Below are 12268 nucleotides of genomic sequence, written 5' to 3'. Positions count from 1 at the left end.
CCCAAACTTTATTCCTTCAATCTTTTCTTATCTCTTTCCTCTTGTGCCTTTTTCTTTTCTTCCCTACGCAATTGCTCAATATTCATCTGTCTTTCTTTGGATTTTCTGAATTTATCTAAATATTCCTGCCTTTCAGTTGGGCTTTGATAGGAAATAGGACGGATGAAAAATATCACCAACATCAAAATAAAAAAGAATATTGCAGTTTCCTGATTTGAAGTTAGCTTGTACCAAACCATTGCAATAATAAGCGAGGTAATAACCTTAAATAATACAACCATCTTAAAGCATCTTTGGGGAAATATTATGTTTAAAAAACATCAAATCTTGAGCATTGCATTCTTTAAATAAAGCCAAAAAAACTTGAGGAATGTATAAAATTGGCACTTCCAAATCATCACGACCTGCACTTTTTTTGATTTTCTTAGAATGCCCATCTAAAAGCTCGAAATTTCCAATATTAGGCGTCATAATAAAATCAACCCCACAATCAACCATTTCATAATAATCCTTCCCACCCATTTTGTAAGCCATATCCTTATTAATATGCAGCAAATAATCATAGCTATCTTTATAAAAAGGATAGATTTTTGCACCCAAAAGATTCTCGAATTTTTCTACAATATAAGTCTCTTTAACCATACTCTCTAATTCTCTATCTAACAAAAAAGCACACTTAAATCCTTCCCAAGTTCTTTTTTGATTATCCCTCACAAAAGCCTGCAAAACAATCTCTGGTGCAAAGACAAAAGCATCTTCTAGCTCCAAAATATCAACTTCCCCTATTTTTTTATTCAATTCTTCCTTAAAATTAGAATGCATAAAATATTTTTCAAAAACCTTTTTAATAGCCAACAAACTTTGACTATCACACACTAATAATTTCATTTTTTGCTTTTTTGCATTATTTAGTGCTTGCAGAATCTTTCCATAATACTCCACTTCATTTACAAGAGGTAACAAATGATTTTCACAGGCTATCTCCCATATATCTGCAATTGGAATCTGTAATTTTTCAAAAAACTTTTTCGCATTCTCCTTTAAAATAGAGGCACTTTGATTATAAAAATGATTATGCCACAATATTAACTTATCCATTTTCTTCCCTTATGCAATGTGTTCCAAAAGTCGTTTTTTTATCGTTTGAATCTCTCTAGTTTGACATTTATTTAGCACAATCTTTTTTAATTCCCATAAATAATGATTGATTGTATCATATTTTGGAAATATATAAGTTTCAAGATTCAATGCCATCAAAACATTCTGATAATCTTTGGAGATAAATTCCAATATTTCCGCATTTTCCTCTTCTTGATAGAGAAAATAAGCCAATATAAAAAACACTTCGCCACAATACTCTTCACACTCTACACTCAAAGGCGTTGCATAAGCAAATGGCAAGAAGGAAATCAAAAACTCTCTTTCACGCTTCAGCCCAAATTCCTCCAAAGCTTCCATTTTTTTCAAAAAAGGCTCTTCATTGATTACCAAATCATAAAGAGCCAACGAAGAATTTAATGGTTCAATTTTCCACTCCAGCCCAAACTTCCTTACCAATTCTCCAATAGTTAATTTAAAATCAAACACAACAACGCCATTAATTTTAAATCCATAGGCTTTATAAGAATACTCCAAAATATTCTTTTGGACAATCTCCAACAGACAAGCAAGAGAATCTTCTTCATCAATCTTGACTTGCATTTTTGCAAAATAAGGCAGATAATCTCTCTCTACATTAAAACGAAATAGCTTTAATTTTAATCTTTTCTCCATAAACCACCTCCAAATCTCGCCATACAACGCACTATTTTTTAAACTTATGATTTTTAGGGTTTGACAACAAAGCCCTCATTGAGCTATTTACCCCATCATCTTCCTTTTCTATTCCCTCTTTTGCTTCAATAAAAGTTGCCAAAAGATTAATATAAATGCAAAAATCTGAGCGGATATCTTCATCATTAGGCAATAAAATTTGCACAATGGATTCCAATGGAGTTGTTACAAAACTACCCAAATTTTCTTCTCCAAAACCAGCTTCAAAATAAAGATTCTTTTCATCCATTTCCAAACTCTCAAAAGTATAACCCGCCAAAATAAACACTGTCAAATCACTAAAAGCCTCCCGAATCTCGCGTGGAAGTTCTGGTTCAAATTTCACACACGATACATTACACACTATCGAAAAATTCACCTTTTTTTGAATGAGATATTTCAATATTTCATAGCAATGCGTTTTTTGCATTCCCCTAAACTTCTTATCATACAATAAATTTTCTAACCCCATCATCCAACCTTTATAAAATCTCTTTTAAACCTTGCATTAATCTCTTAACCTCACAAATACCAATCTTCCAAAAATCATCATCTTCGATATCCAAGCCAAAGATTCCCACCAATTCTCTTGGTGATTGACTACCGCCAAGACTTAAAAATTTCTCATATTTATTTACAAAATCTTGCCCTTCTTTCCTATATACTCCAAAAAGAGCCATTACTAGAAGTTGTCCATAACTATACGCATAACAATAAAAAGGCGTGTGAATAAAATGTGGAATATAAGACCACCAACAACTATAATTTTGTGTCAAAACTACGCTTTTGCCAAACATTTTTTGATTTTCCTCTTGCCATATTTGACTAAATTCATCTACGCTTAATTCACCTTCTTTTTGATGCACTCTTCTTTCAAAATTAGTAAAAACATTCTGTCTAAAAAGTGTCGCAAAAATATCTTCCAACTTGCTTGCATAAAGGGCGATTTTTTCCTCCCTTGAAAGCATATTTTTCATTTTTTCAAACAAAAGCATCTCGGCAAAAACAGATGCAGTTTCGGCTGTTGTCAAAGGGGTATCTGCATTGAGATAACCTACCCCATAAGATAAATATTGATGGATTGTATGCCCAAGTTCATGTGCCATTGTAAAAACATCTCGACGCCTATTAGTGTGATTTAACATCAAATAGGGATGCACGCTTGGCACTGCACCATGGCTAAAAGCCCCTCCACGCTTATTTTCTCTAGGGTGAGAATCTATCCAGCCCTCATTAAAAGCACGTTTTGCAATCTCATAAAATCTAGGTGAAAACTCCAAAAAAGTTTCCAAGACAAGCTTTTTTGATTCTTCATAAGAAAACTCCGAATCTTCACTGCACAAAAGAGGTGCATAGCGGTCATAATCATACAAAGTCTCTAGCCCCAAAAGCTGTGTTTTGAGCTTATAATATTCCTCTACCACCCCCACAAAATCATTGATGGTTTGCACCATAATATCTACACTTTTTTGTGTAATTTGGTTATCAATATGCCGAGATTCTTCTAAATTGCTATAACCTCTAAATTCGGCTGAAATTTTCAAATCTTTACGCACCACATTGTAAATATAAGCCAACAATTCGAGATTTTTACTCAAAGTTTCACTTAGAGATTGTGCGGCTTCTTTCCGCGTTTCTCTATTTTTATCATAAAGCAAACTCAATACTTCCTCTTCACTCACTTCCTTATCTTGAAACTTAAATCTCAAAGCACTCAAATGCTCATCAAATAACCTCTTAAAGCTATCTACCCCCACAGGTTGCATTTTAAGCAAAACTTTTTCTTCGGGCAAAGTGAGCTGATGTTTTGCATTTTTAGCCAATAATTCCAAGAAATAACTATACTTTTTGCATTGCTTAATAAAACCACTTTGAATATTATTTGGCAAAGCATTAAATTCAATTTCAAAAAATAATAATTTTTCTTGAGCTTTATTGACTTCCATTTCGCATTTAGAGAGAAATGCCCCCTCTTTTGTATTAGCAGCAAAGCACAAATAAGCATAAGTCATAATACAAGAAAGATTCTCGCAAATCCCCTCATATTCTTTGAGCATTTTTTCAAATTCCAAAGGTTGCAAACTAGCCATTTGATTTTTATACTTATCTTCAAACTTTTGAGAATTTTTTATATTTTCTTGAATATTATTCTCCAAGATTTCTTTACTTTCAAAAAGCGGTTTTAAATTCCATTTATCCATACCAATAACCTTAAAAATCCATAATATTTTTTACATTTGTAATCTACACAAATACACTTTTATTGCTTAGTATTATACCTTAACTCTAGTAAAAAATATGATAAATTTTGATTTGGGGAAGTTTTGCAAAAAGCAGCCTTATGAAAGAATGAGCCAAAATCCATTTAGGATTTTAGCTAAGTGGAGGGGGGGGGATTACATCATTCCACCCATACCTCCCATTCCACCCATACCGCTCATATCTGGCATTGCTGGTTTGTCTTCTTTGATTTCATGAACAGTTGCTTCTGTTGTAAGAAGTAAGCTTGAAACAGAAACAGCATTTTGCAATGCAATTCTTGCAACTTTCAATGGGTCAATGATTCCTGCCTCAAACATATCTACATATTTTCCACTAGAAGCATCAAATCCATTATTTACATTAGAATCTTGCTCTACATTATTTACCACTACGCCATCATCAAATCCAGCATTAGTAGCGATTTGTTTGATTGGAGCAGAAATTGCACGCTTAATGATTTCATAACCGATTTTCTCATCACCTTCCAAACTTAAATTCACTTTTGCTGCTGCACGGATAAGAGCTGCACCACCACCGATGATAATACCTTCTTCTACCGCTGCTTTTGTTGCTGAAAGTGCATCATCCACTCTATCTTTTTTCTCTTTCATTTCTACTTCGCTTGCTGCACCTACTTTAATAACAGCAACCCCGCCACTAAGTTTTGCTAATCTTTCTTGGAGTTTCTCTCTATCATAATCACTTGTAGTAGATTCAATTTGTGTCTTAATCTGTGCGATTCTAGCATTCACTCCATCTTTGCTTCCTGCACCATCTACAATTGTTGTATTATCTTTGTCAATTACGATTCTAGCAGCTTGTCCCAAATCTTCAATGCTTGCATTTTCCAAAGTCTTACCAAGCTCTTCACTGATTACTTCTCCGCCTGTTAAAGTCGCAATATCTTTTAGCATTTCTTTTCTTCTATCACCAAATCCCGGTGCTTTGACTGCTGCTACATTTAAAACACCTCTTAGTTTATTCACAACCAAAGTCGTCAAAGCTTCTCCCTCAATATCTTCAGCAATAATCAATAGAGGCTTTCCGCTTTTCATTGTGGATTCTAAAAGTGGTAAAATATCTTTCATTGAAGTGATTTTTTTATCTGTTAATAGAATATAAGGGTGCTCTAATTCAGCTTCCATTTTATCGCTATTAGTCACAAAATATGGGCTTAGATAACCTCTATCAAATTGCATACCTTCAACGACGCTCAATTCATCATTGATACCCTTTGCTTCTTCAACAGTAATAACACCATCTTTGCCTACTTTTTCCATAGCTTCAGCGATTAATTCACCTACTTTAGCATCAGAATTTGCAGAAATTGTTGCAACTTGTGCAATTTCTTTTTTGCCAGCAACAGGCTTAGAGATTTTTTTCAATTCTTCTGTAATTGCTTCTGCTGCTTTATCCATACCTCTTTTTACTTCAATTGGATTTGCACCAGCAGTAATATTTCTCAAACCTTCTTTAAAAATACTATAAGCCAAAACAGTCGCTGTTGTAGTTCCATCACCTGCTGCATCTGCAGTTTTGCTTGCAACTTCTTTTACAAGTTGTGCTCCCATATTTGCAATAGGATCTGCAAGCTCAATTTCTTTTGCCACAGACACACCATCTTTTGTAATACTTGGGGCACCAAAGCTTTTTTGAATCAAAACATTTCTTCCTCTAGGTCCCATTGTTACTTTTACTGCATCACTTAATTGTTTTACACCTTCAAATAATCTATTTCTTGCACTATCTGAAAAATTAATTTCTTTACTTGCCATTTTATACTCCTTTATTTTATATTAAGCAATTACGCCCAAAACATCTTCTAATTTCAAAATCAAATACTCTGTTCCTTCAAGCTTTACTTCTGTTCCAGAATATTTACCAAACACAACTTTATCATTAACTTTTACATCTTTTACTTCACTTCCAATAGCTTTTACTACACCCATTAAAGGCTTTTCTTTTGCATTATCAGGGATAATAATACCAGAAGCGGTTTTTGTATCTTCTTCAAGTCTTTCTACAAGAACTCTCTCTCCAAGTGGTTTGAAATTCATAGGATTACCTCCATATTTAAAAATTAATTTAAAACGACGAAATTATAATCACTTTTTCAATGCTTGTCAATATCTTTAGTAAAAAAACTCATTAATTCTTAGTCAATAAGACTAAATATTAATTAGTTTTAAATGCTTAAGATTTATAATATCTATTCTCTTGCATTTTATTCTTTGTGCCCTCAAATTTCACTCATTAACAATGATAATTTCTTTTAAGATTTCAATAAACAAAACAAAGTTATAATCATAAAATTTTGATTTGTTTGGAGATAAACCATGTATGCAACAAGAGTTACAAATCTTTCAGAATCTATCACTATTGCTATTAGCACACTAGCAAGAGAGCTAAAAGCACAAGGCAAAGATATTCTTTCATTTTCGGCTGGAGAACCTGATTTTGATACCCCACAAATCATCAAAGATGAAGCTATCAAAGCCCTCCAAAATGGTTTTACAAAATACACAGCAGTTGCTGGGATTCCAGAATTATTACAAGCTATCAGCGATAAATTACTAAGAGAAAATCATCTCAACTATACACCACAAGAAATCGTTGTCAATAGCGGCGCTAAACACTCTTTGTTTAATATTTTTCAAGCCCTTATTGACAAGGATGATGAAGTAATTATCCCTAGCCCTTATTGGGTAACCTACCCAGAGCTTGTAACTTATAGCGGTGGAAAAAATGTCTTTATAGAAACTACACAAGAAAACAACTTCAAAATCACACCCAAACAACTCAAAGCAGCAATCACACCCAAAACCAAAATGCTTGTCCTTACCACCCCTTCCAATCCCACTGGAATGGTATATTCTAAAAGCGAATTAGAATCCATAGCTGAGATTCTAAAAAATACTAACATTTGGGTAATTAGTGATGAAATTTATGAAAAACTTGTATATGATGGCGATTTTACTTCTTGTGGTAGCATTAGTCAAGATATGCTAGAACGCACAATCACAATTAATGGTTTAAGCAAGGCTGTAGCAATGACAGGTTGGCGTATGGGCTATCTAGCCACCAAAGACAAAAAACTCCGCCAACTCATCATTAATCTTCAAAGTCAGTGCATTTCTAATATCAATTCTATCACACAAAAAGCCTCTATCCCCGCACTTGATGGCAGAGCAGAAGCAGAGATTCTAAAAATGCAAAAAGCCTTCAAAGAAAGAAGAGATATAGCCTGCAAACTTTTTAATGAAATTGAAGGTTTAAATGTTAGCATTCCAGATGGTGCTTTCTATCTTTTTGTAAATTGCTCCACTATCAATCCAGATTCTATGGCTTTTTCCAAAGCACTACTAGAAAAAGAAGGAGTGGCAGTTGTACCGGGAATTGGCTTTGGTATGGATGGATATTTTAGATTCTCATTTGCCACAGATTTGCAAAGCATCAAAGCAGGCATCCAAAGAATCAAAAGTTTTTGTATTTCTCAAACAAAATAACAATGAATAAATAAAAAAAAAGGAAAAATAATGCAAAATATTAAACCTAAATCTCTACCCGCTACAAATCATAAAGTAAGGCAACTCCTTACTCAAATTACCCCCCCCCCCCCTCACTCACTCTAACTTTAAAATACTAGATTTGGGAGCTGGTGAAGGTTTCTTCACTAAAATGATTTATGAGATTTTAGAATCTAAAAATCTAAATCCCAAAGATCATATTGTTGCCATAGATATTAATAATGAAAAGTACAAATTTGACAATATTCCTTGCGAATTTGGCGATTTTAACCAAGGGCTAGAATATAACAACCAAAGCTTTTATTGTGTAATTTCTATGGAAGTTATTGAACATTTAGAAAACCCTTTTGCTTACATCAAAGAAATCTCTAGAATCTTAGAAAATCAAGGTATCTTGATTTTGACAACTCCAAACATTTCCAATCTTACTTCAAGAATTCAATATTTTTTCCATGGCACCTACCCACTCTTTAACTATCTCCCCATCAAAGATGAATTTCTAAAAGGTTGCAACCAACATATCAATCCTCTTTCGCTCATTTATTTAGCATTTATTTTAAAATACAATGGTTTTAAACTTGAAGTTACCACTGACAAATTCAAAAAAGGTTCTATCTTTTGCTATTATCTACTCAAACCACTTTTTTATTTTCTAAAGAAATCTATGCAGAAGAAACTTCAAAAAAATGAAAATATCATTTATTGGGACAATCTTGATATTATTCCTCTAATGTATTCCAAGGAAATTCTATGTGGCAGAACACTCATCATCAAGGCCACTAAGCAAAGTTGATAAAAGCAAGATAGAATCCAAGTTATTTTCTATCTTGCCAACTTAGTTTCTTTGAATTTTAACTTCCCCAATACTGCCTCTTAATTTTCTTAAATTAAGCAACATACTTTGTGTTATTTGTGATAAAATACAATTCAAAGCTTTAGTTATAAGTTATATCTTTATTTGCCAAGAAAAAACTTTTTATTTTTTTTCCAAACTTTTTTGCATGGAGATAAAATTCTCCAATGAATATTACCAAACCTTTTTTTAATAACTTAAATTCATTAAGAATGGTGCCTTAGTTAGCCATCTAAAGTTATGCAGTTTTCAAAACTATCACTGCGACAATAACCACAAAAATTCCAATCCAGCCGATAGGTTTTAACTTTTGCCCAAAAAAATACCAACCCCCCAAAGTTGTCCCAAGTATCCCAACACTTCCCCAAAGCGTATAGGCAATCGCCAAACGCATTCCATTTTCCACGCTCAAAGCCAGCAAATAAAATGCCAACCAAACAAGTCCGATAGAAAACAACCCCCATTTTAAATTTCTAAAACCATTAGACTTATTTAACGCTAAATTTGCCACAATATCCAAAAATGCCGCTAAAACAACATAAAAAAAGTAAATATTAAACATTTCTTTCCTCCTTAGCATTTTGGCTAGAGTGCTCTTCTCCCAAATTTACAAGTATAATCCCTAGCAATGCCAATCCAAGCCCAATATATTCTTGCAAATTTAAATGATTTTCAAAAATAAACACTGAAATAATGGTAATTAGCGACAATCCCAAAATCTCCCAAATTGCATACGCCATCCCTACACTAATACGCAAAATTGCCAAAGACATAAAATAATAAGAAACACCAAGCACAAGAAACATTACACTATAAATTAATATCTTATTCTCTCCGCCTGCATAATTCATGACAGATACACCAAAAACTTCACAAAAAATCGCCAACAATAAAAATACCCTTGCTTTTAACATAATAATAATATCCTTTAAACAAAATGTTTTATGATGATTTATACTTACGAATCTATTCTACTAGTAGTTACAGCTAAAGAGGACAAGGAGGATCAATTGTTTGGCAAATTTTCCAAAATATTTTATAAACTTTCATGCAAGGCATTATAGCATAAAGATTACATAAAACAAAATAATGCTAAAATATAAAACTTGACTTTAATAAAGGTGAATTTGTGAAAATAACACTACCTAATTATACTATCTCATTTGGAAAATTACCAAAAATCCAATGCGACAAAAAAATCCTTATTGTTACTAATCCCAAAATTGCAGGATTGCACCTACAAACACTTCTAAAAAATATCCATGCCAAAGAAGTCTATTGCATTTGCATACAAGATGGAGAATCTTATAAAAATTTTCAAAGTATAGAATTAATTTTGGAAGCTGCCTTTAACCATCGTTTAGATAGAAATTCACTCATGATTGCCTTTGGTGGCGGAGTAATTGGGGATATGGTTGGATTTGCAGCTGGTATTTTTATGCGAGGCATTGATTTCATTCAAATCCCAACAACTCTCTTAGCTCAAGTAGATTCTAGCGTTGGAGGCAAAACAGGCATTAATAATCACTTTGGCAAAAATCTCATTGGATTATTCCATCAGCCAAAAGCTGTTTATATTGACACAGATTTTTTACAAACACTTCCTTCAAGAGAATTTCACGCTGGAATTGCTGAAATCATTAAAATGGCTGTTTGCTTTGATAAAAATTTATTGAAAGAACTGCAAAATGCCAACACCCTTGATTATAATACACTACTTCAAATCATCTATCAAGCAGTATCTATTAAAGCAAAAGTGGTTGCAGAAGATGAAAAAGAAAAAGGGATTCGAGCGGCACTTAATTATGGGCATACTTTTGGGCATATTATCGAAAGAGAAAGCGGCTATGGATATTATTTGCACGGAGAAGCTGTCAGTATAGGGATAGTGATGGCAAACACCTTGGCACTCAAATTAAAACTCATCACCAAACAAGAATTTGACTTGATTTTAGAGATTTTACATAAATTCAAACTCCCAACAACTTATACAATCCAAAATACAGAATCCTTTTATCAAGCATTTTTCTTGGACAAAAAAAGCCAAAATGATAAAATTACATTTATCTTACCCAATGGGATTGGAAATTTTATCTTCAAAAATGATATTCCAAAATCTACTTTAATGGAAGTTTTAGAGGAATTTAGACAATGAGATTTGTCCATCTTTTGCTATTTTTCATTCTATTTCAAAATATTTTATTAGCAGATATTACATCAGAAATCAAGCAAATCAAACAGCTTGAATCCCAGATTCAAAATATCAATAACTTTCTTAATAATCCCAACAATCTTTGGATTAAAAAGTATTCTAACTACAAATCTTACCAGCAAATTAGCTTTAATATCTCAAAAGCTCAAGAAGAGATTCAAAAATTGCAAAATCTACCAAAAACCATTGAAAACCAAACGCAACTCAACAATCTACAACGCAACCTCATTGTGCTACAAAATCAAATCAATTTATTAGGAAACTACAAAGATACACCCTTTATAGAACTTATAGAGCCCAAAAAACCAGAAGAAGCCCCTAATGTTACCAATGCGCTTTTAATCATCAATGCTCTATCCTATCTCAAAAAAAACAATGAAGAACTCAAGATTCTCCAACGCAATTACGAAAATCTCCAAAACAACCTCGACAAACTCCAACAAAAAGAAAAACTCTTACAAGAACTTCTCAACCTCTATCAAAATTCTAATAATAAAAATAAATTATCACAAATTTGCAATACAGATTATTGCCTCTTTAGTAGCACAGAAGCGATTTTTCAAGAACTCAAAAACAATTCTGAAATGCTAAGAGTATTAGAAAATACAAAAAATATTTTTACCACCACACTTGAAATTTTCTCCAAAGAAGTCGAAGAAATTAATACTCGCTTAACTACACAGATTAAAGCACAAATTATCAAAAGCGTTTATATTATTGTTGCTATTTTAATCCTTTTAGGGGTTGCTTTTTTTATCAAACTTGGGGTAAGAAAGTATATCCACGACAATGAAAGAATCTACACAACCAATAAAATCATCAATTTCTTAAATATCACACTCATCATTCTTATTTTATTATTTGCCTATTTAGATAATGTTAGTTATCTAGTTACTGTGCTTGGTTTTGCTTCGGCTGGTTTGGCAATTGCTATGAAAGATTTATTTATGTCAATTCTAGGCTGGATTGTAATCGTTGTTGGCGGTGCTGTGCATGCTGGAGATAGAATCAAAGTCATCAAAGAAGGTGCTGTATATGTGGGTGATGTGCTAGATATTTCTATCTTACGAATTACCCTCTATGAAGATATTACGCTTACTACCTACACAGAAAATCGCCGAGCTGGAAGGGTGATATTTATCCCCAATAATTTTGTCTTTACCACTATGTTTTCAAACTACACACATGGGGGCATTAAAACCGTTTGGGATGGCATTGACTTCACTATCACTTTTGATTCTGACCATTCAAGAGCTTGCCATATTGCTAGAGAATGTGCCAAAAAATATGCCAAAGGCTATACTGAATCTACAAGAAAACAATTCAACAAACTAAGAGACCGCTATACTCTTAAAAATACCAATGTTGAACCGCGTGTTTTTAGCCTTTTGGAGCAAAATGGGATTCGCATTTCTGTATGGTATCTCACAAACGCCTATGCAACTTTAGCGCTTAGAAGCACTATTAGTGCCGAAATTATCGATTTAATCCTCAAAGAGCCAAATATCAAAATTGCTTATCCAAGCACCACTGTCTATGAAGGAAGCAAACTTCCAAGCACAATGCCAAAAACTGATGGCTCAATTCCAATAACTTAGAGAT

The 12268-nt window shown here is 33.1% G+C and carries 13 protein-coding genes; 4 read left to right on the top strand and 9 right to left on the bottom strand.

Annotated features, from left to right (window positions below):
- Positions 1-8: 8 nt before the first annotated feature.
- The 7 genes from EL247_RS03455 to groES form a co-directional block, all read right to left on the bottom strand.
- Complete coding sequence (locus EL247_RS03455; RefSeq protein ID WP_126442006.1) at positions 9-281, bottom strand: hypothetical protein; 273 nt, start codon at positions 279-281, stop codon at positions 9-11.
- Between the two features lies 1 nt (position 282).
- Positions 283-1098 (bottom strand): HdrB C-terminal domain-containing protein, encoded by an 816-nt coding sequence (locus tag EL247_RS03450; protein ID WP_104745667.1) that lies wholly within the window; start codon positions 1096-1098, stop codon positions 283-285.
- 9 nt (positions 1099-1107) lie between these two features.
- A complete protein-coding gene (locus tag EL247_RS03445) occupies positions 1108-1773 on the bottom strand; it encodes a DUF5644 domain-containing protein (protein WP_054195718.1) in 666 nt (221 codons plus the stop codon).
- A 31-nt stretch (positions 1774-1804) separates the two neighbouring features.
- Positions 1805-2284, bottom strand: a complete 480-nt coding sequence (locus EL247_RS03440; protein ID WP_005023207.1) for a hypothetical protein — start codon at positions 2282-2284, stop codon at positions 1805-1807.
- A gap of 10 nt (positions 2285-2294) precedes the next feature.
- Positions 2295-4013 carry a M3 family oligoendopeptidase gene (locus EL247_RS03435; protein WP_126442005.1) on the bottom strand — a complete coding sequence of 573 codons (1719 nt, stop codon included), beginning with the start codon at positions 4011-4013 and terminating at the stop codon, positions 2295-2297.
- A gap of 195 nt (positions 4014-4208) precedes the next feature.
- A complete protein-coding gene (gene groL / locus EL247_RS03430) occupies positions 4209-5849 on the bottom strand; it encodes a chaperonin GroEL (protein WP_005023211.1) in 1641 nt (546 codons plus the stop codon).
- Between the two features lie 21 nt (positions 5850-5870).
- Complete coding sequence (gene groES, locus EL247_RS03425) at positions 5871-6131, bottom strand: co-chaperone GroES (protein ID WP_005023213.1); 261 nt, start codon at positions 6129-6131, stop codon at positions 5871-5873.
- A 279-nt stretch (positions 6132-6410) separates the two neighbouring features.
- On the opposite strand from groES, the gene EL247_RS03420 reads away from it, so the two are divergent.
- Together EL247_RS03420 and EL247_RS03415 are read left to right on the top strand one after the other, a co-directional pair.
- Entirely contained in the window at positions 6411-7580 is a 1170-nt protein-coding gene (locus tag EL247_RS03420) for a pyridoxal phosphate-dependent aminotransferase (protein WP_104719335.1), read from the top strand.
- Between the two features lie 172 nt (positions 7581-7752).
- Positions 7753-8394, top strand: a complete 642-nt coding sequence (locus EL247_RS03415) for a class I SAM-dependent methyltransferase (protein WP_232019780.1) — start codon at positions 7753-7755, stop codon at positions 8392-8394.
- 298 nt (positions 8395-8692) lie between these two features.
- On the opposite strand, the gene EL247_RS03410 is transcribed toward EL247_RS03415, so the two are convergent.
- Positions 8693-9007 (bottom strand): SMR family transporter, encoded by a 315-nt coding sequence (locus EL247_RS03410; protein ID WP_224757588.1) that lies wholly within the window; start codon positions 9005-9007, stop codon positions 8693-8695.
- Between the two features lies 1 nt (position 9008).
- Positions 9009-9368 carry a DMT family transporter gene (locus tag EL247_RS03405; RefSeq protein ID WP_104745669.1) on the bottom strand — a complete coding sequence of 120 codons (360 nt, stop codon included), beginning with the start codon at positions 9366-9368 and terminating at the stop codon, positions 9009-9011.
- Between the two features lie 215 nt (positions 9369-9583).
- On the opposite strand from EL247_RS03405, the gene aroB reads away from it, so the two are divergent.
- The gene (gene aroB / locus EL247_RS03400; RefSeq protein ID WP_005023223.1) at positions 9584-10609 is read left to right on the top strand and encodes a 3-dehydroquinate synthase; all 1026 of its coding nucleotides are present in this window, start codon (positions 9584-9586) and stop codon (positions 10607-10609) included.
- Complete coding sequence (locus tag EL247_RS03395) at positions 10606-12264, top strand: mechanosensitive ion channel domain-containing protein (RefSeq protein WP_104745670.1); 1659 nt, start codon at positions 10606-10608, stop codon at positions 12262-12264. Before aroB ends, EL247_RS03395 begins: the two co-directional genes overlap by 4 nt.
- Positions 12265-12268 lie beyond the last annotated feature (4 nt).

The organism is Helicobacter pullorum (genome assembly GCF_900638355.1).
GTDB classification, from domain to species: Bacteria; Campylobacterota; Campylobacteria; order Campylobacterales; family Helicobacteraceae; genus Helicobacter_D; species Helicobacter_D pullorum.
This window is presented reverse-complemented; position numbering and strand designations above follow the sequence as displayed.

Coding starts and splice junctions, on each gene's coding strand:
- EL247_RS03455 (WP_126442006.1), bottom strand. CDS start 281: ATGGTTGTATTATTTAAGGTTATTACCTCGCTTATTATTGCAATGGTT.
- EL247_RS03450 (WP_104745667.1), bottom strand. CDS start 1,098: ATGGATAAGTTAATATTGTGGCATAATCATTTTTATAATCAAAGTGCC.
- EL247_RS03445 (WP_054195718.1), bottom strand. CDS start 1,773: ATGGAGAAAAGATTAAAATTAAAGCTATTTCGTTTTAATGTAGAGAGA.
- EL247_RS03440 (WP_005023207.1), bottom strand. CDS start 2,284: ATGGGGTTAGAAAATTTATTGTATGATAAGAAGTTTAGGGGAATGCAA.
- EL247_RS03435 (WP_126442005.1), bottom strand. CDS start 4,013: ATGGATAAATGGAATTTAAAACCGCTTTTTGAAAGTAAAGAAATCTTG.
- groL (WP_005023211.1), bottom strand. CDS start 5,849: ATGGCAAGTAAAGAAATTAATTTTTCAGATAGTGCAAGAAATAGATTA.
- groES (WP_005023213.1), bottom strand. CDS start 6,131: ATGAATTTCAAACCACTTGGAGAGAGAGTTCTTGTAGAAAGACTTGAA.
- EL247_RS03420 (WP_104719335.1), top strand. CDS start 6,411: ATGTATGCAACAAGAGTTACAAATCTTTCAGAATCTATCACTATTGCT.
- EL247_RS03415 (WP_232019780.1), top strand. CDS start 7,753: ATGATTTATGAGATTTTAGAATCTAAAAATCTAAATCCCAAAGATCAT.
- EL247_RS03405 (WP_104745669.1), bottom strand. CDS start 9,368: ATGTTAAAAGCAAGGGTATTTTTATTGTTGGCGATTTTTTGTGAAGTT.
- EL247_RS03395 (WP_104745670.1), top strand. CDS start 10,606: ATGAGATTTGTCCATCTTTTGCTATTTTTCATTCTATTTCAAAATATT.